The organism is Rhodococcus sp. 24CO, from assembly GCF_050586165.1.
GTDB lineage: Bacteria > Actinomycetota > Actinomycetes > Mycobacteriales > Mycobacteriaceae > Rhodococcus_F.
Map to the genome: position 1 here is coordinate 1 of NZ_JAZFNF010000020.1, position 21,483 is coordinate 21,483.

14 protein-coding genes and 5 pseudogenes are annotated in these 21,483 nt (G+C 62.5%); 7 read left to right on the top strand and 12 right to left on the bottom strand.

Annotation, left to right across the window (positions count from 1 at the left end; all coding sequences use genetic code 11):
* Positions 1-98 precede the first annotated feature (98 nt).
* Together V2B23_RS28860 and V2B23_RS28865 are read left to right on the top strand one after the other, a co-directional pair.
* Positions 99-632, top strand: a pseudogene (locus V2B23_RS28860) (zeta toxin family protein); the annotation flags it as partial.
* Between the two features lie 90 nt (positions 633-722).
* Positions 723-1,211 (top strand): annotated as a pseudogene (locus tag V2B23_RS28865) (hypothetical protein); the annotation flags it as partial.
* Between the two features lie 380 nt (positions 1,212-1,591).
* On the opposite strand, the gene V2B23_RS28870 reads toward V2B23_RS28865, so the two are convergent.
* The 7 genes from V2B23_RS28870 to V2B23_RS28900 all read right to left on the bottom strand — a co-directional run bounded on the left by V2B23_RS28870 (position 1,592) and on the right by V2B23_RS28900 (position 7,525).
* On the bottom strand, positions 1,592-1,855 hold the full coding sequence (locus V2B23_RS28870) for a hypothetical protein (RefSeq protein WP_430953388.1): 264 nt from the start codon (positions 1,853-1,855) through the stop codon (positions 1,592-1,594).
* Between the two features lie 1,040 nt (positions 1,856-2,895).
* On the bottom strand, positions 2,896-3,042 hold the full coding sequence (locus V2B23_RS28875; RefSeq protein WP_430953389.1) for a hypothetical protein: 147 nt from the start codon (positions 3,040-3,042) through the stop codon (positions 2,896-2,898).
* A gap of 1,304 nt (positions 3,043-4,346) precedes the next feature.
* Complete coding sequence (locus tag V2B23_RS28880; protein ID WP_430953412.1) at positions 4,347-4,703, bottom strand: type II toxin-antitoxin system PemK/MazF family toxin; 357 nt, start codon at positions 4,701-4,703, stop codon at positions 4,347-4,349.
* Entirely contained in the window at positions 4,700-4,912 is a 213-nt protein-coding gene (locus tag V2B23_RS28885; RefSeq protein ID WP_430953390.1) for a ribbon-helix-helix domain-containing protein, read from the bottom strand. The genes V2B23_RS28880 and V2B23_RS28885 overlap by 4 nt, the downstream gene beginning before the upstream one ends.
* Before the next feature lie 911 nt (positions 4,913-5,823).
* Positions 5,824-6,669 carry a pentapeptide repeat-containing protein gene (locus V2B23_RS28890; protein ID WP_430953391.1) on the bottom strand — a complete coding sequence of 282 codons (846 nt, stop codon included), beginning with the start codon at positions 6,667-6,669 and terminating at the stop codon, positions 5,824-5,826.
* Positions 6,670-7,125: 456 nt separating this feature from the next.
* Positions 7,126-7,293 carry a hypothetical protein gene (locus V2B23_RS28895; protein ID WP_430953392.1) on the bottom strand — a complete coding sequence of 56 codons (168 nt, stop codon included), beginning with the start codon at positions 7,291-7,293 and terminating at the stop codon, positions 7,126-7,128.
* Positions 7,294-7,297: 4 nt separating this feature from the next.
* Positions 7,298-7,525, bottom strand: a complete 228-nt coding sequence (locus V2B23_RS28900) for a hypothetical protein (RefSeq protein ID WP_430953393.1) — start codon at positions 7,523-7,525, stop codon at positions 7,298-7,300.
* 870 nt (positions 7,526-8,395) lie between these two features.
* Here V2B23_RS28900 and V2B23_RS28905 point away from each other — a divergent pair.
* Entirely contained in the window at positions 8,396-8,608 is a 213-nt protein-coding gene (locus V2B23_RS28905) for a hypothetical protein (RefSeq protein ID WP_430953394.1), read from the top strand.
* Positions 8,609-8,810: 202 nt separating this feature from the next.
* Here the strand turns inward: V2B23_RS28905 and V2B23_RS28910 are convergent, their stop codons facing one another.
* Both V2B23_RS28910 and V2B23_RS28915 read right to left on the bottom strand, forming a co-directional pair.
* Positions 8,811-9,830, bottom strand: coding sequence for an SDR family oxidoreductase (locus tag V2B23_RS28910; RefSeq protein WP_430953395.1), 1,020 nt, complete (start codon positions 9,828-9,830; stop codon positions 8,811-8,813).
* Between the two features lie 27 nt (positions 9,831-9,857).
* Positions 9,858-11,626: pseudogene (locus V2B23_RS28915) on the bottom strand (glycoside hydrolase family 15 protein).
* Between the two features lie 483 nt (positions 11,627-12,109).
* Between V2B23_RS28915 and V2B23_RS28920 the strand changes: the two are divergent.
* The 3 genes and pseudogenes from V2B23_RS28920 to V2B23_RS28930 all read left to right on the top strand — a co-directional run.
* Positions 12,110-13,903, top strand: coding sequence for a thiamine pyrophosphate-requiring protein (locus V2B23_RS28920; RefSeq protein WP_430953396.1), 1,794 nt, complete (start codon positions 12,110-12,112; stop codon positions 13,901-13,903).
* Between the two features lie 12 nt (positions 13,904-13,915).
* A pseudogene (locus V2B23_RS28925) lies at positions 13,916-14,994 on the top strand (enolase C-terminal domain-like protein); the annotation flags it as partial.
* Between the two features lie 126 nt (positions 14,995-15,120).
* Positions 15,121-16,116, top strand: a pseudogene (locus V2B23_RS28930) (FAD-binding oxidoreductase); the annotation flags it as partial.
* 457 nt (positions 16,117-16,573) lie between these two features.
* Here the strand turns inward: V2B23_RS28930 and V2B23_RS28935 are convergent.
* The 3 genes from V2B23_RS28935 to V2B23_RS28945 form a co-directional block, all read right to left on the bottom strand.
* Complete coding sequence (locus V2B23_RS28935) at positions 16,574-16,981, bottom strand: DUF952 domain-containing protein (RefSeq protein ID WP_430953397.1); 408 nt, start codon at positions 16,979-16,981, stop codon at positions 16,574-16,576.
* 97 nt (positions 16,982-17,078) lie between these two features.
* On the bottom strand, positions 17,079-17,558 hold the full coding sequence (locus tag V2B23_RS28940) for a hypothetical protein (RefSeq protein ID WP_430953398.1): 480 nt from the start codon (positions 17,556-17,558) through the stop codon (positions 17,079-17,081).
* Positions 17,555-20,008, bottom strand: a complete 2,454-nt coding sequence (locus V2B23_RS28945) for a molybdopterin oxidoreductase family protein (RefSeq protein WP_430953399.1) — start codon at positions 20,006-20,008, stop codon at positions 17,555-17,557. Before V2B23_RS28945 ends, V2B23_RS28940 begins: the two co-directional genes overlap by 4 nt.
* 151 nt (positions 20,009-20,159) lie before the next feature.
* Here V2B23_RS28945 and V2B23_RS28950 point away from each other — a divergent pair, with 151 nt between their 5' ends.
* Entirely contained in the window at positions 20,160-20,663 is a 504-nt protein-coding gene (locus V2B23_RS28950; RefSeq protein ID WP_430953400.1) for a MarR family winged helix-turn-helix transcriptional regulator, read from the top strand.
* Positions 20,664-21,483: the final 820 nt, after the last annotated feature.

A 21,483-nucleotide genomic window follows, 5' to 3' on the forward strand; every position in this document is an offset into this window, starting at 1 on the left:
CCTCCGGCCGAACTCGAGGCGTTCTACTACGGTGAACACAGAGCTACGCGAATTGCGGAGTTCTCAAATCAGTAAGTCTCCGGACTCGCCGGTGCGATTCACTCACCCTCGCTCCGCTGCTGCCGGCCAGCCCTTTCGTCAATGCCGACGAGATAGCCAAACAACGATGGCCGGCAAATCCGGCTACACACTCCTACGACGCGGCCGATATCGCCGCGAAGACCCGATCCCACCTCCTGACTCTGGGAGAATCGTTTATCGCCGAGACTGTATTCTCCCATCCGTCGAAGCTGGAACTGATCGACGAAGCGCGCACGCACGAGTACATCGTCGTCTTGCATGTGGTGATGATTCCCGAGGAACTAGCGGTCCAGCGTGTGCCCTACCGGGTGCGTGCCGGCGGGCACGATGTGCCGGAAGACAAGATCCGCCAGCGATACCATAGATTGTGGGGTCTCGCCGCCCAGGCGTTCCCACGTTGTGATCACGTGACCGTGTACGACAACAGTTCTAGCACCGGTCCGCGCATCGTCGCCCAGTTCACCGACGGACACCTCGTCGGCGAAGCCACCTGGCCCGCGTGGACACCCCCCGCACTGACGTCGTACACCCGGCGGCGCGAGCAACTATAGGCGCAGTACACATCACCGAGGAGAGCGAAGGGCAATGCAAAGTGGTTCCGAAAGAGAGTGGTCGACCGTAAGTTCAGGCCCAGTTCTTGCCTGGCCTCGACCGGTATACAGGGCGACGTCCCCGCGGCCGACCGGAACCGCGGACGCAATACGGAGGGCTACAGCTGCAACCTCTCTTTGACGGGTGAGTTCGCCGGCCGCGGCGCCGGTATCATCTCGGCGGGCTTCGACCACTGCGCGTATCTCGGCACCATCTTCCCCGGCAATCTTCTCGGGCCGGTACCTGGCGTACAAGTACTCGACGTCTCCGACCCGACCAATCCAATTCCTACCGTCAACCTCACCGAACCTGCCATGCTCGCCGGCACCTGGGAAAGTCTCAAGGTTCACGCGGGTCGAAAACTACTGGTAGGCACCGGGGTACCGGCACTCACCGGGTCGGGCTTGCTCTCCGTGTACGACATCTCCGACTGCGCACATCCGCGCCTTCTCAACCCGGGAGCCGGCACCAACCTGCACATGCCGTTACCCATCACGTCCCACGAGGGCGGCTTCTCCCCCGACGGCCGCACATACTGGTTGGTGCTACCGACCCGGATCGTATGATCTCCACGTCGGTGCCTCGTCGACCAACTGCCCGCTCACCCTGCGCATCGAGACTCAAAATTGAAGTCCTTGAACACCGTTCGCGTCATCGCCGGGGCTGCCGCCTTGGCAGTGCTCTGGCCCGTGGTCAGTTCCGCTGAACCCCGAACAGACACTGCATGAGTGGTCATCGAGTCGCACGATGTCAGCCGGAGCGTCGCTGATCCGGCTGACTGCGGTGCGGGATCGAGACCGGAACGCGAGACGCGTGAGCGTGATTCACACGTCGCGGCCGCTACACTCGTGCCGAAATCATGAAACAACTACGCGAACGGCTCTCTACGAGAACGCCCGCATGAGCTAAGACCTATCCGTCAGTCGGCGGCCGCGAGATCGTCGTCATCGGCAAAAATCAGCCTTCCGTCATCCAAGGCGATAGCCCATCGATGCACCGGGGCCCAATCCCGCCCCACCGACTCCGAACCGATCACCATGTCCGCGTAATCCTCGATCACCACACCGGTACATGCCACGCCGCCACTGCCACTGCCACTGCCACTGCCGGGACCAGGCGCCGTGACCGTGACCCGAGAGCCAACACCCGTCCCGGCACTGGTTTTGCTGTTCTTATCGTTCATCCTCGGATTCTCCCCCGACCACACCCACTCGCGCGCACCATCCGTCACGAACGCGCGAAAGAAGTACTGGTAAATGGGGGCGCGTAGCGAAATGTTCCACGCACTGCTGCTCCACTGTTGCCCTGTCCGAGAAGCGAATCAAGAGTTTCATATACCCAGTAAGGGCCTGTTTCGCCAGGCGAGACCGCGATCGGCGTGGGCTCCGCTGCATCACCCTGCCAGGGACTGGCCGACCACCTGATGGGTCGCGGGATACGCACGGGTACGCCGTTGCGAGGAAAATGAGCGCCCACGCAGCCACACCTACATGCCCGCCTCCACGGCACTCAGATGTATTCGTGACCGCGGATCAGCTCTAGTCCTCACGAACTTTTCGGAGCCAACCAAGCCACGGCGATCTCCGCTCCGAATACCTGCCATGGAAGCCGACATCGTCAATCGGCTTCGTCGAGCGGCATCAACACCGGGATATCGGTGCGCATTCCGTCAAGCAACGCAAGAGGCCTATAGAAGGGACGGGCCAGCCCTGGTTGGCGATGTGATCGCCAACCACGGCCCAGATGTTGAAAGCGCGCACCCGGATGCCTCATTCAGATAGGAGAGATGTGTCGAAGAGACCATTGAAGCAACCAGATGTGCCCCCTGGTCCTCGCTACGACTTCTTTGCACACATGCAGGATCTCGTGAAGGCGAACGGAAACCTCCCAACCACTCGGCTGGCCGAGCGGATCGGTTACTCACATCAAGCCGTATACAGAGCGCTTACCGGACCTCGTATGCCGAGTCTGCAATTGACTTCGAAATTGGCCACTTCGCTGGGTGGGAAAAATAGTAGCGCCGACAGCCTTGAGTTGTGGTTCCAAGGAGTGCTCGACGAACGGACGATTCGCCTCGGCAACTAAACTCTCGGGAGGCGCAAGGCCATAGAGACAACACCAACGCCGTCCCGGATCCGGGGCGGCGTTGGTTCTTTTCAGGATACGGCCGAAAATTGCCGGCCGAGCATTGAATTGAGAGGTCAGCTGGCGATGAAGCGCCGCTCACCACTGGTTTTGAGCTGAGGCCAATCGCTTGATCTGAGGCTTCGACGCCCTCTTCAACTTCTTGTCGATGATCAACTTGGTCCGCGCCGCATTGATCTGCGCGTCAGTAACATGCGTCGCGCCTTGCGGTGTCGAGTCCGTCATGACCGATCCTCCGAAGTCTTCACTGGCAGTTACTCGTCGGCTCGTCGATTCTTACCGTCGCCCGTACCGGGCAACAGTCGCCAACACGCCGGACATCCGTTCGAGCCTTCATGGGCAGCGGAATCGAGCGCGAGGTCGGCCGGAGTTGGTTTTATCTCGGGCATCGACCTCACATGGGTATCGCGGATCCTTGCCGCCATCCCCGACTCGACCGGCACCGCGCATATCGCGGCCGTCGTCTGCAGCATTCTCTCCGAAGTCCACATCATCGCGATTGCCACCAACGTCGGGCAGCACCAAGAAATCGCCTAGGCGATCCTCCAAGTCAAGCGATGCCCGCCACTCACCCAGACGGCACGCAATTCATCCCCTCGGAAGTGCGTGCCTGCCGGAATTCGGGATTAGCACGCCATTGCGGTGGCCCACCCGGTCGACCGTCAGTATCGGCCAGGTGAACCATGTGCATCACCACGTCGAACTGGTGACACTGGAACAGAATTTGATCCCGCCACGCAACGCTCTGCAGTAGATGCGAGGGTCTGTTACGAGCGGAGAACCCGCCGACGCCCGATCCGAGAACTAAGCGTCGACGGGTGCGCATCGCCTTCCGATGCGATGCACTTCCCCTACTCCACCCCCGGCGAGCGACAGCCGGTAGGCAGATCTGCGGTCCTGATTCCTACCCGTGAATGCAGTGCCGCCCCACAGGCATACCCAACCTACAAAACCTAAACCGCTCCACACCCACGGCCGTGAAAGGCCCCGCTGGACGAGCAGGGGGACTGTCCTCCGGCGGGGCCCGACGGCCCCCGCGGAGGAGCTGTGCTGTCAACTCCTTGCGGCGGGGACCGATCGACCGACACCGACAGCGATCACGTGTAGGCGGCATCGGCGGCGATGCGAGATCGGTAGAGTCCTGCTCGGCGAGCATGCTGAGGGGAGCGGCGAGAGTGGTTGATCGGATATGGCTAGATGTTCCGTACGCGGAAAGGACTTAGCGAAGGGCGAAGGCGCGAAACGGGACCCGTCCGCAAAGCGCTGATATGCCCCCAAAGCTTGCCAAAGGTGACTTCGGTCGAAGTCGGGTACCAGTGACCTCGTCAGCGAGTCTTCGAAGGGAAGGTCGCCATGCATGAAGCCGACTCTGAAACGGGCCCGCGATGCCGGTTCACATCGACGAGAGCCTCGCGCACGGGGCCGCGGTCCTGCCCGAGGACGCGAGCACTCGGACAGTGTGTGCGGGAATCGGCGGGATCCGCCCTGACCGCGGCGAGACCCTCGAAAAGTTTTCGGACCTGTTCCATTTAGTTCAGATCGAGATGCAGTCGTAGTGCTTCCTCGAGTGCGGCCAGTGTTCTGAGCCCGAGCTTTCCGACAGGTTCGGCGTCGAGTCGGCGCACCGACACCGAACGCACTTGTTCCGCTTGAGCTTTCGACGCCCGACCTAATCCTGATTCGTCTGGCTCGACGAGCACCTGGAACGGGAAGACATGTGATGTGTTGGTGGTCAGCGGAACAACGGTGACTACACCTCTGCCGAGGTTTTCCGCCGTGGCGTTCGCGCGGTCGTTGCTCACGATCACCGCCGGGCGACGTTTGGAAGCTTCGCTACCTTGCGCGGGGTCCAGATCGACCCAGTGAATGTGTGCCCGGCGGATCATCCGGCGTCGGCCGCGGTGACGTCCCACGCCTCGTCGGTGTCGCCTTCGGTGAACGCTGCGGCGTAGTCACGTTCGAGGCCGGACGCCGCGAGAAGTCGGAGTGCTGCCTGGATTCCCGCCGACCGGCCACGGAGCCCGTGATCACGGACATACTCGTCGAGGACGCGTGTGTCCTCGTCGGGGAGGCTGATTGTAAACTTCGCGGTCATACTTTAAGCGTACCAAAGTATGACTTATTTGAAAGCGGGATTGTCTAAAGATTCGTAGTGTCGCGCGGAACGGGTCTCGTTCGCAATCCGTCATCTTCCAACAAGGATCGATAGATGAACTCCAAACTATATCGACACGTTGCAGATCAACGCAGAAATACCACAACCCTGAACGCGACATCGATGCCCACCCGCGTTCGCGCCAATGTTGTTGCGACGCTGGGTGCGCTTTCCCCCACTCCTCCCCCGGCGCGAGACAGCCGGTAGGCAGATCTGCGGGCTGATTCACGGCCGTGAATGCAGTGCCACACAACAGGCATACCCGACCTGCGAAACCTAAACCCGCTCAAAAAGTTTGGCCGTGTACAGGAGCCGCTGGACGAGCGGAGGACTGTTAATCCGGGCGGGCCTTGAGTACCTCCGGAGGAGCTGTGTTTTCAACTCCGCGCGGCGGTGCGCGAACGATCGTACCGGTGGTAGCCGCGCGCAGCATGTACATGCCGACAGCCCCGACCGAAAGGTTGTCAGTCCGGGAGCTCTTCGAACGGCTCACTCAGCCCCTCCCGAACCTTCGCGGCAGGGTCGGGGTCCGGGTGGGGGTTCGTGTACCCCGCCCCGGCACGCCGTGATGCCACCGGAAAGGTCCGGGGACAGTCCTGTGAGCCAAACATTTACTGCCGGAGCTGGTTAAACCGTTCATGCCGCAGTTCACCTGAGAGCACTCGAGGTATTCGTCGGCATGACATTCGAATCCGACCTGCTCCCCCGCCCTCGTGGTTGGTCAGGAACCTCTGCCGGCTCGGCAACAGCGGTTTGCAGTTGATGTAATCGTATTTCGTCGACACTCATGCCAGCACCCCTGTTGAGGGATAGAGAACCACATCGTCAATCATGTCGCTACAGATAGAAGATCAGCTGCCGAACCCGAAAATCGAGTCCAAGGAGCCGGACGATCCCGTCGCGGGCGGGTCGATGACCGGTGCGACGGTAACAATGACGGTGCCCGAACCTGTCGTCACGTTCCCGCCCCACAGACTGCTGACGGTACAGCTCACGGCGGTGGCGCCGACAGGGAACACCGTCCCGGAGGCAGGGGCGCAGGTACCGAAGGTCAGTCCGGTGGGCATCGTGGGGGCGCTCCAGGTGACCGGGGCGCCGTCGACAGTTTCGGCGACCACGGCGATGTCGGCCGGAACGGCCGAGGTACCGGTGAGGTTCGCGCCGTTGAGGTTCGCACGGGTCAGGTTCGCGCCGCTGAGGTTCGCGCCGGTCAGGTCCGCGTCGACCAAGCGCACCCCGAACAGATTCGCGTCGGTCAGGTCCGCGCCGGTCAAATCCGAATCACTGAGGTCCGAATCAGTCAAAGTCGTATCGGTCAAAGTCGTATTAATCAAAGTCGCGCCGGTCAAAGTCGAGTCAGTCAAAGTCGCACCGGCCACGTCCGCACCGCTCAAGACCGCGCCAGCCAGAATCGCGCCGGTCAGATTCGCCCAGGTCAAGTTCGCGCCGGTCAAATCCGCGTCAATCAAGTTCGCACCGTGGCAGTCGGACACACGAGGAGGACTCGAGAACAGGTCCGGGTTCGGCTCGTAGGAGGTGCATTCACGGGTGAGGATTTCGGCGGCGGTTTCTGCCGCAGCAACGCCGACACCGGCAACGGCAACGGCGACCGAAACGAGAACAACTCCACCGAACGCGCCAGCAATACCGGCGTGGCGAGGGCACGGTCGCCGGTGAGGAAGAGCAGAAGTGGTCATGTTGGCCTCGCAAACAAGTTTTCGCACGGTGCGGTGCGGTTACAGGCAGTGAACCGTCTGGCAAAGGTAGCGGAGATTTGCCGTGATTTACGCGTAAGAGTGAATATTCCCTCAATGGGAGCTAACCCGACGCTGCAATGGTTGCCCCGCCACACCCTCGTGCCGGCGGCGAGTGTGCTGCGATGAGCTGACCGGAACAGGCCCCCAGCCGGTGCTTCTTTATCCGGCATCAATCAGCTCACACCGCGCAGGCCGGCCGTTCGAGCTTCCGACGGGCGGCAGGATCCGGATCGACCGAGAGATCGGCCGGAGTTTGCCCAGCTCGGCAAGCAACCGTCAACCTAGCCCCGGCCAGCTGAATGTCCCTTCCAGCACTACGTTTTCACCAATCCCGAGGCAACGCTCGGTAATAGCATCGACGATGACCGCGACTCTGCATGCACGAGCGTCGCGAGTTCACGCGGCATCAACCGGTCCCCGTCTGCCAAATACCTGGCCGAGAAGGTCGTCGTAGAAGCCCTGATCAAGGGCATCGCGCAGAAGATAGTCTTTGACTCGGTCCGCGTCGACGACACGCCACCCTGCCCGGCCAACTCCCGGCGCTCGATACTCGAACTCCTCCAATAGTTCAGAGTGGATTCGCCTGCGCACGCTCCTTCGCCGTGGCCTCGGACAGTGCGCGGCGATCGTCGTCAGTGAGAAGCTCCCCTGCTCGTTCGATCTGATCCCACGACCCACGCACATACGATTCACCGATCGGGTCGTCGGAGGCGATGTGACCGAACGTATAGTCCCAGCTGCCGAGTTCCTTCATCATCTGTTCGTGGCCGATACGGCCGGCCGCATGTTCGAGCATCACCTCACGGCAGGATCCGGATCGAACGCGAAATCAGCCGGAATGTGCCCCTGCGGCAGTCGCGATGACAGCGTCAGAGCATACGCGCCACAGTTCCGTCCCAGCCGGCACGATCGCGGTGTGTGCAGGCGCTCCGTTGTACTTGCGCACCCGCTCACATGCCTCGACGCGAGTAGTCGAGCACGTTGTCGACCGCGATCTCCGTGAGCTGCCCGGCCTCGAGATACCTGGCGGGGTTCAGGATTCCGTCAATTGGTATGTCAGTCTTGCGGCATTTTTTCGGGCAGGACGCTGTCGCACATGACCCGCCGCCGCCGGCCGGAAGGTGGCAGAAAGGAGAAGACGCACCGTGATCTGAGTTCGATGCGCTCCGCTCACCGGCGCTCCGCATTCGCACGCCCCCGCGCCGGTGAGCTCACTTCATCGCCTGATGCGTCGTCGCACCGTGTGAAACTCGGATGCCCAAGTGAACCGGCGAGGCTGTCCTTGCACACTACCTAGCGAACCAAAAGCGTTGCCAATCAATGATATTCGCGTGCCCTACTCGCAGCTGCGCGATCGCGAACAGACCGGTAGGTTCCCCGGTTCGACGAGCGTGTCGCGCTGCGCGGTACCGACAGCAGACATCGCGACGACCAGCACGCGGACGGTAACCGGCGTCAACCTCGGAATTCGGTACAAAAATCGTTCGCCCGAGTAGCACAGATGAACCCACGCGGCTTGATGTCGAGCGATACTCCAGCGGTACCAGTACAGAAAGAATCGCTCGAAGTGGCTATGTCTCATCCGAAATGGATGAGGCACAACTTTGGCGACCTAGCGAAACTAGTGGCGCATCCACAGTGCTTCGACGAATGAGGAGGGAACGAATTGGATGTTTCGACCCACTACCAGTTCCTTATCGACGGCGACGTGTCACATCGACTCCACGCCACGTTCCCCACTATGACAGTGACCCCAACGAGCAGGGGATGCACCAGCATGGACGGTCATGTAGCCGATTACGTCGCCATCAGGAGCGTCATGGCTCGACTCGACTCATTGGGACTGACCATCACCGAATTACGAAAACTCCCAGACTGACGGCAACCTGGGAGAATGTGGATCTGTTGGTGTTTCAGCTCGGAATGAACGAAAAGGGGCGCTCCGACGAGGACCTGATCCGCACCGCGGCGAGCATCACACAGAACTGCGCGTAGCTTGGCACCGTCGATCCCTCCTTCACCACGCGGCATCAGGATTCAGAAGACTTCGACGCCAGCAGATTTCGGCTATCTCGCACCGCTCATCGCCGAAGAGTGCGGGCGATCACCACACCACCTGCAAGCAGTCCCACGGCGCCGGCAAACGCTCCGTGATGCTGCGATGCCCATAGTTGAGCGCTGCGATTTTTCGCTTTCTCGTCGAAGATTCCGTGTGCCCCGAAATCTCGATCCTCGTCGCGGTCCGCCGGTTCGTACAAGTTCTCCGGTTGATGCGGCGGGTGTGGTTGGTCGGTTTGTTGAGAGCGGTACCCGGTGCGGGCGAGGTAGCGATCGAGCAGGCCCGGAGCTATCGCGTTTGCGGCTAAGGTGACTGCAGTGCTAGCCCCGACCCAGTATTCGCGGCGAGCAGGGTGATCGGCGGCGTACACCACCGCTCGGGCGGCAACTTCGGGCTGAAAGATCGGTGGCACCGGTTGGGCGTGATTCGGCAGTTTGGAGCGGACCCAGGAAAACTGGGGTGTATTGACTGCCGGCATCTGCACCATCGTCACGCGCACACCGCTGCGTTCGTGCAGCAACTCGCAGCGCAGCGCCTCGTGGAAGCCTTGGATAGCGTGTTTGGATCCGCAGTACGCGCTTTGCAGTGGTATGCCGCGGTACGCGAGGGCGGACCCGACCTGCACGATCGTCCCGTGCCCGCGAGGGTTCATGTGCCTCAGCGCCGACATGGTGCCATAGACGTAACCCAGATACGTCACTTCGGTCACCCGTTTGTACTCTTCGGCGGATATCTCGGCGAACGGGGCGAACACCGAGGTGAACGCGACATTCACCCACACATCGATATCACCGAAGACCTGTTCCACTTCGGTGGCCGCCGCCTCGACTTGCTCGGGGTCCGCGACGTCGATGGCCAGCGCCAGCGCAGTGCCGCCCTCGGCCTCGACGTCGTGTGCGGCGCCGTCGAGGCCGCCTTCGCCGCGGGCGATAAGTGCAACGTTGGCGCGACGGTAGCCGTATGCGCGGGCGACGGCGCGGCCGATCCCGCCGCTTGCGCCGGTGACGACGACGACCGGGTTCGAAGTCCGTGTGCTCACCATGTCATGTCCTTTCCAAAACCGGTGCAGTTAACTCTGCTTCACCGGCGGGGCGGCGAGGCGGTGGGCAGATTCGAGCAACAACGCGTGCACGAATGCCTGGGGCAGGTTGCCGCGTAATTGTCGTTCCACGACGTCGAATTCCTCGGTGAACAGTCCCGGGGATCCGCATGCGGCTCGGCTTCGTTCGAACCGGCGCGCGGCCGCAGTTTCGTGACCTTGTTGGTGTTCGGCCAAGGCCATGACGAAACCACAGAGCAAGAAGGCGCCCTCTGCCTCGGCAAGCGGGCGCTCGTCGTGCCGGAACCGGTATACGTACCCTTCACGGCCGAGTTCGGTGCGAACGGCGTCGAGGGTAGCGCGGACGTGGGGGTCGCCGGCGGGCACAGCTCCTCGGATCGTGGGCAGGAGGAGTGCGGCATCGACGCGCTCGTCGTCCGGGGCTCGTTGCCACCGCCCGCTCGGGTGCACACAGTCGGCTGTAGCGTCGGCGACCAGAGTGTCGGCCAGTGCGTTCCATTCCTGCGATTGCGTGGACGGAGCCTTTTGCGCGAGTGCGCGCAGCCCTGCCGCGCAGATCAGCCGCGAATGCGCCCAGCGCGCGTTGTTCAGTTCCCAGATCCCTGCATCGGGTTCGTGCCAGCGTGTTGCGATCGCATCGGCTGCGGCTTCCGCGGCTTTCCGATGGTCACGGTCGAGTCGGTCGTGGCGATCTGCGGCTGCGAACAGCAGTAGTGCCTCCCCGAATACGTCGAGCTGAAATTGACCGTTCACCCAGTTACCGATCTGCGCGCCGGCTCCGGGATATCCGGGTAGATCGAGTGAGGACTCGTCCGGCACTCGGCCTCCGCCGGTGGTGTACGCCGGTTTCAGGTGTGGTCCGTCGTCGAGCAATCGTGCGGAGACGAACGCGACGGCGTCGTCGAGCAACGGGTACGGCTCCGGCGCCGCGGCCGCAGCCTGGCCGGCGTAGCACTGGTCGCGGATCCAGCAGTACCGGTAGTCGTAGTTTCGGCCTTGTTCTGCTCGTTCGGGCAGGGCGGTGGTGGCGGCGGCGACCATTCCGCCGCTGCTGCTGGTAAGTCCGCGCAGTACCGCGTAGGCGTGTCGTGCGTCGCGGTCGGCCAGGGAGTCCGACACTGTCGGAATCTGTTGTTGCCACGTATCTTCGGTGCGCGCCCACAGATAGGTGGGCACCGGGGGATCTCGCGGCAGCGGACGATCACTCAGTTCGAGGACGAGGTCGTGGGTCGCGCCGGCCGCGAGATGCAGGACGGTATGCAGGCGTTCGTCGCGATAGCTTGCGTTCGTTGCCCCGGCCCACCGGAGGTGAAGTGGTCCTGCCCGCAGGGTTCGGACGCCGTCGCGTGCGGCGACCTGGTGCATGGGGTGCGAGCCGTAGTCGGCGGCGACGGACAGTCCGATTCCGACGTCAGCGTCCGCGTCGACGGCGATGATGCGGCGCAGCACGATTGCGACATGCGGATCGCCCGGAAAAGCCAGGGCCTCACGGCATTCGATGATGCCGGAGGGGTGATCCACCGACTTCGCCAGATCAGGGAGCCGTCCTCGTAGTAGCCGCCCCAAGTGAATCGAGGTGTGGTCGGCGAGATGACATATTCACCGCGCCCGCCGAGCAGTGCCGCGAACACCGCTCCCGAATCCCATCGAGGGGCACACATCCATTCGAAATCCCCGCGGGGACCGATCAACGCCCCGCGCTCGCCGTCCGCGATCAGGGAATACTCGCGCAACACGTGTGGCGCTCGGTGGATGCTTCGATCTGTCGTTGATCGCATCGGCGTCCGTTTCGTGGCTGGTGGGAAGTGACTGCGACGAAATAGCATGCAGTCCACGCGCTGCTCGCCCCTCGACGACTGTGTACATCGCAATCATTGCGTCATCGCAAGTGGTTGGACATGTATGCGGGTCCCCATTGCCCCGTCCCTCCAAACACCGCTCGGCCCCATCGAGCGCAAAATTTCGTAGGCCGTCACGAACAACGAGATGCCCTTCGGTGCTGCGGCATACAGGCGCTCTCGCCAGCTCTTGCGGTATCGCAACTATTGCGCGTAAGGATGAAGAAGGACAAGAAAAACTCGTGACCGACGCAGGACCGTGCCGACAACTGCGGCGTCGGCCCGACTACCGCACAGGACGGGCCCCGAAGCGAAGCTCGATCAATGCGGGGACCACGGCAACTGCAGTGACCGGCGCCGTCCGATTTCGGCGGGCCGACTCGTACCAACCTCTCGCCACCACAATCAAGGAGGACTTCACCGATGGCCAGTCAGAACGTTGCAGACTATCTGCTGGAGCGCCTACGAACGTGGGACGTCGAGCATGTTTTCGCGTACGCCGGCGACGGAATCAACGGCATCCTCGCCGCCTGGGGGCGCGCCGACAACAACCCGCAGTTCGTCCAGGCTCGGCATGAAGAGATGTGTGCCTTCGAAGCGGTCGGGTACGCGAAATTCACCGGAAGAGTCGGCGTGTGTATGGCTACCTCCGGCCCGGGCGCGGTACATCTGCTCAACGGTCTCTACGACGCCAAACTCGACCACGTCCCGGTGGTGGCGATCGTCGGCCAGACCGCGCGCTCGGCGATGGGTGGTTCCTATCAGCAGGAGGTGGATCTGCTCAGCCTCTACAAGGATGTCGCCACTGACTACGTCCAGATGGTGACCGTCCCGCAGCAACTACCGAATGTGCTCGACCGGGCGATGCGAGTGGCGATGACGCAGCATGCACCTACTGCGATCATCATTCCCGCCGACGTGCAGGAACTCGAATACAGCCCACCCACACATGCTTTCAAGATGGTGCCCTCGAGTGTGGGGATCCACTGGCCCACCGTCGCCCCAGATGATCAGGCCGTGGCCCGGGCCGCGCAGATCCTCAACGAGGGCAACAAAGTTGCGTTCCTGGTGGGGCAGGGCGCGCGGGGTGCGCACGAGGAGATCGTTCAAGCGGCAGATCTGCTCGGCGCCGGCGCCGCGAAAGCATTGCTGGGAAAGGACGTGCTCTCGGACGAATTGCCCTGGGTCACCGGATCGATCGGTCTGCTCGGTACCCGCCCGAGTTACGAGATGATGACCGAAGCGGACACCCTGCTCACCGTGGGTTCGAATTTTCCGTACAGTCAGTTTCTCCCGGAATACGGTCAAGCCCGTGGTGTGCAGATCGATATCGACGGACGTTTCATCGGCATGCGGTATCCCTACGAAGTCAATCTTGTCGCTGACGCCAAAACCGCTCTGCAAGCGTTGATTCCGCTGCTGCAGCGAAAAGAGGATCGGTCCTGGCGTGAGGGTATCGAATCCAATGTAGCGCGGTGGTGGGAAACGATGGCCATGGAAGCTGCGGTGTCGGCGGACCCGGTCAACCCACTCGCATTGTTCGCCGAACTCTCGCCGCGCCTCCCCGACGACGTCATCGTCACCGCCGATTCCGGTTCGTCTGCGAACTGGTATGCGCGGCAATTGCGGTTCCGCGGCAATATGCGCGGCTCGCTTTCGGGGACTCTGGCCACGATGGGCCCGGGAGTTCCTTACGGGATCGGGGCGAAGTTCGGAAATCCCGACCGCCCTGTGATCGTCTTCGCCGGCGACGGCGCCATGCAGATGAACGGAATGGCCGAACTCATCACCGTCAAGCATTACTGGCAGCAATGGTCGGATCCGCGGTTGATCGTCGCGGTACTGCACAACAACGATCTCAACCAGGTCACCTGGGAGATGCGCGCCATGTCGGGTGCACCGAAATTCGTTCAATCGCAAACTCTTCCGGACGTCGACTATGCCGCCTTCGCGAAAAGCCTCGGTCTGAATGCGGTCACGGTTACCGATCCAGACGAGTTGGGCGGGGCGTGGGAAAAAGCGTTGTCGGCGGATCGGCCGAGCGTCCTCGACGTCCATACCGACCCGAACATGCCTCCTATTCCCCCGCACGCGACGTGGGAGCAGTTCTCCTCCGCGACTGCGGCCGTCCTGCACGGAGACGAGGACAGGTGGGGGTTCGTCAAGGAGGGAATCAAAACCAAGGCCCAAGAATTCCTGCCACACAAGGACCATTGAGGATCCCCGCTAATGATCGACGTCCCGATTACGGATCTGACTGCGACCGTCTACACGATCCCCACAGACTTTCCCGAGGCCGACGGCACACTGGCGTGGCCATCGACCACGATGATCGTGGTGCAGGTATGTGCTGCGGGCCGCATCGGCACCGGCTGGACCTACGGTCCGTCGGCGTGCGCCACGGTTGTGACCGACACACTCACTCCGATAGTTCTCGGCGCCAGCGCAGTGGATGTGGGCACGGTCTTCGACCGGATGGTCACTGCGGTCCGCAACGCTGGGCGCCCGGGCATCGCCGGATGCGCGATCTCCGCAGTCGACGTCGCGCTGTGGGATCTCAAGGCCCGACTGTTCGAAGCGCCGCTGCACCGGCTGCTCGGTGCGCGCCGCGACACCGTCCCGGTGTACGGCAGCGGCGGCTTCACCACCTACAACAGCGACCAGTTGACCACTCAACTCGAACACTGGGTGCACGAGCAGTCCATCCCCCGCGTGAAGATCAAGAACGGCGAGTCCTTCGGTAGCGAACCAGACCGCGACCTCACCCGAATCCAGCAGGCACGCACCGTGATCGGAGACGACGCCGAACGTATATCGACGCCAACGGCGCCTACCAGAGCAAGGACGCCATCCGGCTGATCGCGCGGGCCGAAGACTGTCGGATCCGATGGTTCGAAGAACCGGTCTCCTCCGACGACCTCGACGGACTGCGGCGCGTCCGCACCGCGGTCACTGCCGATGTCGCTGCCGGCGAATACGGATACGACCTCACCTACTTCCGTCGCATGTGCGAGGCAGGGGCGGTCGACTGTCTGCAGGCGGACGTCTCGCGGTGCGGCGGTATCACCGAATGGCAACGGGCCGCCGCTCTGGCCGCGGCCCACCACATCCACATTTCCGGACACTGCGGCCCACATCTGCATGTGCATGTCGGTGCCGCCACACCGAACCTGCGGCACCTCGAGTCGTTCCACGACCACGTCCGCATCGAAGCATTGTGCTTCGACGGAACCCTCGATCCCGTCGGCGGTTCGATCCGGCCCGACCCGCAGTCCCCCGGGCACGGCCTGACATTCCGCGCGCAGGACGTCGCGTCCTTTCTCGTGTGTGGTCCTGCCCGCAGCCAAGTCCGGTCTAGAGGTACGCCGACGTATGAGCAGAGAAAAGCATCTCACCGAGGTAATCGGGGGCTCCCACCATATGAGGAGTTCGCTATGACCATCTCTCGCTCCGCCGGCGCACGTCCGCGGTTGCTGTTCGAGGAACTCGCTCAGGCGCTACGCGAGCGCGTCGACGGGGAGGTCCGCTTCGACGCCGGTTCTCGGGCCGCGTATTCGACCGATGCGTCGAACTATCGTCAGGTCCCCATCGGGGTGGTGGTTCCCCGCTCACCGGACGCGGCGGCGGCTGCGGTGGCGGTGTGCTGCGAGTTCGACGTTCCGGTTCTCTCTCGCGGCGGCGGCACCAGCCTGGCCGGGCAATGCTGCAACGTTGCGGTGGTGCTGGACTGGAGCAAATACTGCACGCGTGTCGAATCGGTCGACACCAGCAGCGGGATCGCCGTCGTGCAGCCCGGTATCGCGCTCGATCGGCTCAACGATCACCTACACGCGTCGGGATGGATGGTGGGGCCGAAGCCCTCCACCCATGTCAGCTGCACGATCGGCGGCATGATCGGCAACAACTCCTGCGGCTCCACCGCACAGGCGTACGGGAAAATGGTCGACTCCGTCCGCCGCCTCGAAGTGCTCACCTACGACGGGGAGCGGATGTGGGTGGGGGAAACCTCCGAGGCGGAGTTCGACACCATCGTCTCGGCCGAAGGTCGGCGCGCCGAGATCTACCGCGGACTGCGCCGCCTTCGCGATCGCTACGACGACGACATCGCTGCCCGGTATCCCGACATTCCGCGGAGAGTCTCCGGCTACAACCTCGATTCCTTGTTGCCGGAGAACAACTTCCATGTGGGAGCTCTCCTGACCGGATCGGAGAGCACCCTGGTCACGGTTCTGCGCGCCGAGATCGCACTCGTCCGGATACCTGCGGCGAACGCGCTGGCCATTGCCGGCTTCGAGAACATCTGCGACGCCGCCGACGCCGTACCGCTCGTACTCGAACACAGCCCGGCCGCGCTCGAAGGCATCGATCACCGTTTGGTTCAGCTCGAGCACAGCCGCCATCTGGCCGAGAAGGCGCTATGTCAGCTGCCCCATGTTGCTGCTCGGCGCCGCCGCCCATACCGTCGGCGGGCCGATCCCGGTCCCTCGTGCACGGCGACACGACAGGAAAAAACATGACAGTAGTAATTTATTGACCGATCCAGTTTGGTTACTTGCATGACTGACGAGGCAACTCTGGCTGCAGCACACATATCGCTCTCCTATTCCGAAGCCAGGCACGGCCTTCACAGTGTTGCCTGCACATGGGATTGGGTGTTCGGTAACTCAATAGTCGTAATTTTCTCTTCTGCGGCGGGGTTGACTGTTCTGGATTTCGAGGTTGATCGGGGACTGCTAGTTCGTCAACAACGAATATCGCTCAGCCACAATGCTTATCGGTTGCTGCCGATATCGACAATCGAGTGTTCGGCCTCAGTGCTCGGACACGTCGCCTCAGCGCTCCAGGACGTGGAACCCACTGATGATTGCGATCTTTCGATAGCAACGATCACAGTGACGTCGGTGCATGGACTCGCGCCGAGAGGCCGGACAGGTCGGGCATGAGCCAACAGTCGTTCTGGCGGTCGAGAGAGATAGTGGCGACGACAATCGGGGACTCCATCGAAAATGGCGCGAGGATGCGCGGGACGCGTTCGCCGTTTCCTGTGGTGTGCCAGGTGACACCGATTCCGGTATTGGTTAGTGCTTGTTCGTCGAGCACGATCAGCAGCAGCGGCAATCTCACGTGTCCGTACGGGTGATCGAGCACTGCCGGTAGATGGGTGCTGGTACTCGCGTGGATGTATCCAGTGTCGTCGAACGACGTGGCCAGGGTAGCGACGTCGTATTCGCCGAAGCGTAGGCATCCCTCCCAGTCGTCGGCCAATGCGACGTGCAGGATTCGTTGGCCACTCATGTGAGTAGTTTCTTTCCGAACGAGGTGGTAATTGGATGCTGCGTTCAGTGTGGACAGATCGTCGTGACGCCGACATCGACGACCCATGGGCGGGAGATCATGTCGACATTACCTGTGGTGCAAGGACCTTGAGCATGGCATTGGCCCATCGCAGTTGCCTCAGTGTCTGGGGATGGCAGCGCTCGGTCGTAGCGAGTAGGTCCGGATCTTTGACGGCCTTGGCGCCTTGTGCGAGTAGTTCCCAGTCGACCGATACTCCGGCGGCGACGCGGTGTAGGTGGCGCAGGTCCATCAACAGCATCAGTGCCGGTTCGGGTCGGTGGCCGAGCAGTTCACTGAGTTTTGCTTGCAGCGGGGAGGTCAGGGGTTCGGTTCGCGGGGAGGCATTCAGGCCGATTCCGTAGCGGCGCCCGGCGATGGCGAGTTCTCGGAGGTGGTTTTCCGACCAGGCGGCGAGATCGTGTGCGACGTGGTGGATTTCGTGATCTGTTGTGTGGCGGGCTGCCAACGCCGACAGGGTGAGAGCTAGTTTGTGTTCGGAGCGGTGCAACTCGCGCAGGGCGAGGTTGATTTTCATCGGTTTCCCTCCGAGGTAGCCGCGCTGTGCTCGGTGACCAGTGCGGCCGCGCCGCCGCTGGTCGGGGTGATCGCGGATGCGAGGGGCGCGGACGCCGCTGTAGTCGGGGCCGGCGCGGGCCCGGTGCCCGCACCGATGCGGGTCACGGCCGCAGCCGCGGTCTTGAAGATCGGTTGCTTGGAGACCGGATCCCAATCGGTGATCGTCAATTCATTTGCAGCCCGGTCGTGCTCATCACCGCCGGTGTCCCAGTAGCCGTAGTGAAACGGAACGAACAGCACACCTGGCCGGATCCCACTCACCCGGGCCTGCGCATGCAAGGTTCCGCGTGGAGAGGAAACCGCGAGCACATCTCCCTCCTCTATGCCGTGGGCGCGGGCGTCCTGCTGGGAGATCTCGACCCACGCCCGGGGTGCTGCGGCGTTCAGTTGCGGGGCGCGCCCCGTCTTGGTGCGGGTGTGGAAGTGATAGAGAGTGCGCCCGGTGATCAACGCGAACGGATAGCGTTCGCTGGGTCTCTCATGGGCGGGGAGGTATTCGGCGGCTTTGATGATCGCCTTCGCGTCCGGGTTCAGGGCCCGGTATTCGGTGGGTTCGAGCGGAGCGCCGGTGACCAGGTCCTTGCCATAGGATTCGCAGTAGTCAGCGCTGGAGAAGAATTGACCGTCGGTGTAGAGACGTTCGGTGCCGCCTGGGTGCTCGGCGTTGCAGGGCCATTGGATTCCTGATCCGCCGCGCAGTCGGTCGTAGGTGATGCCGGTGTAGTCGCAGGGCCGCCCGGCCGAACATTTCTTCCACGCCTCGAATGCCGATTCGGCGTCGTGCCACGGCGGTAGCGGGTTGTCGTCCTTGTCACGGAAGTCCATCCGGCGGGCGTAATCGAGGAAGATTTCCAGGTCCGGTCGTGCGTCGCCAGGTGGTTCGACGGCTTTGTCGGACAGGTGCACGGTGCGATCTACGTTGGTGAACGTCCCTGTCTTTTCACCCCAGGTCGCTGCGGGAAGGACCACATCGGCCAGATCCGCAGTCTCCGTGCGGAAGATATCCTGCACGACGAGGAACAATCGGTCCTGGGACAGGATCGAGCGGATCCTCGCCAGTTCGGGCAGCGATACCGCAGGGTTCGTCGCGCTGGCCCACAGCATTTTCAGCGAGCCCTGCTCGGCGTACCGGAACATCTGCATGGCATGCGTCGGTGGGCCGTAGTGCGGGAGTTGCGCGGTGTCGATGTTCCACAACTGTGCCAGCTCGGCGATGTGAGAGTCGTTGGCCCAGTTGCGGAATCCTGCGAGGTCCCCATCGGCGCCGCATTCGCGGGTGTTCTGGGCCGTGGGTTGCCCGTTCATCTGCAGCACCCCGCACCCGGGCTTTCCGAGCATCCCCCGAATGAGGTGCAGGTTGTTGACTTGCACGGCAGCGGCGGTGGCCTGATGTGACTGGTAGAAACCCTGCAGCACCGTCGAGAGCAAACGGCCGGCGGTGCCGATGAGTCGCGCTGCCTCGCGCAGGTTCGCGGCGGGCACATCGCAGATCGCCGCCACCTTCTCCGGCGTGTAGGGGGCGAGTTGGGTGCGCAGTTCGTCGAACCCCACCGTGTGCTGCTCGATCCATTGCCGATCGATCCAGTCGTACTCGACGATCTCGTGGAGCAGACCGTTCATCAGCGCGACGTTCGTGCCCGGTAGCGGGGCGAGGTGAACCGCCGCATGTTCGGCGACCGGGGTCCGGCGGGGATCGACGCATACGATCGACGGTGGATTCGGTCCGGCGAGTCGATCGAGCATCCGTGACCACAGCACGCTCTGTGTTTCGGCGACGTTGTGCCCGAACAACGCGATGACGTCGGCGTGATCGACGTCGGTATAGGACGCGGGTTGCCCGTCGCAGCCGAAGGATTCCTTGAGCGCCTCGGCCGCGGTGGCTGTGCACAACCGGGTGTTGCCGTCGACGTGATTGGTGCCGATAGCCCCGTGCGCGATCACTCCGAGGGTGTAGTACTCCTCGAGAAACAACTGACCAGATGTGTAGAACCCGATCGCGCTCGGTCCCTGCTCCTGCAGAAGTTCCTTACTCCGCGCCACGATCGCATCCATCGCGGTGTCCCAATCGGTTTCCATGAGTTCGCCGTTCACGCGAATCAGCGGTCGAGTCAGACGATCCTGCGACCCGTTAGCTTGCCACCCGAAAAGATCCTTCGGCCCCAACCGGCCACGGTTGACGCGGTCGACGCCGCGGCCACGGACGCCGACGATCGCGCCGTCCTTCACCGCGATATCGAGCGCGTCTCCGTTGGAATGAAGTATCGACGCCGACTGCACCCACCGGTCCACCGAGTCCGGTTCGACGCCGCTGGTAAGAAACTGATCCACCCGCTGCGGCCATTGCTCCCCCGCAGCATAAGGGGTACGCGTACCCCAGGGTTGGGCGATCCGGTCCCGTGAAGCAGTCATCGACACACTCACCTTCCTGCGCAAAGACATCCAGCGATCTTCGAGAGGGTGCAACTTCCCTTCCCCTGGCCGTCGCGAGTGACACTCGCCCACCCCCTAATCCAACACGCAATGGTTGCGCCCGCGCAATGGTCCGGTGCAAAATTCGAGTATGAACGCGGTACAAGAGCACCACGAGGACAGACAACGATTCACGCAGCAGGTCGAAGCGGTGTTGTGGGCCTCGCGCGCACTCGTCGGCATCGCAGCCGCCTCGGTCGCCGAAGCCGAAGACCTCGTCACCGTGCCCCACCTGCGGATTCTGGTGATGGTCGACACCCGCGGACCCTTGAACCTCGGTGCGGTGGCCGCCGCACTGGAGGTGAACCCGTCAAATGCCTCCCGGGCCGTGGATCGGCTGATCAAAGCCGGTCTACTCGATCGCCGCGACGCACCGCAAGACCGACGGAACCTGACGTTGACGCTCACCCCCGCCGGCCAAGACCTGGTAAACCGGGTCAGCAACCACCGCAGGGAAGCAATATCCGCCGTCCTCGAACGGATGACACCCGACGACTGCGACGTACTGGCGGACGCACTACGCCGCTTCGCCGCAGCCGCAGGCGAACCGATCGACGGCGACGTACTCACCTTGCTGTGGCCACCCACGCACTGAACGGACTCGACATCGTCGAAATATCGGCACGCAATCGGCTGCCGAACAAAATTTTTTGGCGACGTGCACGCTTCTTCGACTGTTGCGGTTGAACTTTCACTATGTGGGTATCACTATTGTGCGGCGTTTTCGCGGGCGTGAGGTCGCCGTGCTGTTCCCACCACCCGACCGCCACGGGCCGGAAGGTGGCAGAAGAAAAGGTGCACCGTTGTCAGGTTCGGTGCGCTCCAGCTCACCGGCGCGCCGCATTCACACGCTTGCGCCGGTGAGCTCCCTGTTCTGCGAGTCAACCCACCCCACCTGCACAGTCCGCTACAGTTGCCTCTCCTATCACCATGCCCCCGACGCGGTGATGCGTACGACCCACCTGATCGATACCGACGATCGACCAGGTGGGTCACCGAGAGAGTAAAAGCCGTCATTTCGTAGCTCGTCCACTACGACTCGCGGCTTGCGTTGCATCAACGCCAAACCAGCGTTCTCCAGGCAGTATCTGCACATCGGCATCGCACACTTTTCCCAACTAGTAACGTACTGTCCTGTCTACCAACATTATTCGCTCCTGAGAGGCCATGATCTACTTGCCGCAGTGCGGTGCCGACATACCCCGCTAGGGATCGTCGACACGATCTGTCCGCACACCGACTGGCAACACCGGCAAATCCAGTGCGGTCCGCAACAATTCACTGAAACGGTCTGCGGAGGGCGTTGTAGTGGCGGTACACCGAGTTGAGGTGTTCTTACACCGGATTCTCCTGCGCCAAGGCCCGATCACTTTTTGCGCCAACTCGATCGATTCCCGCTTTTACGAGCGCCAATA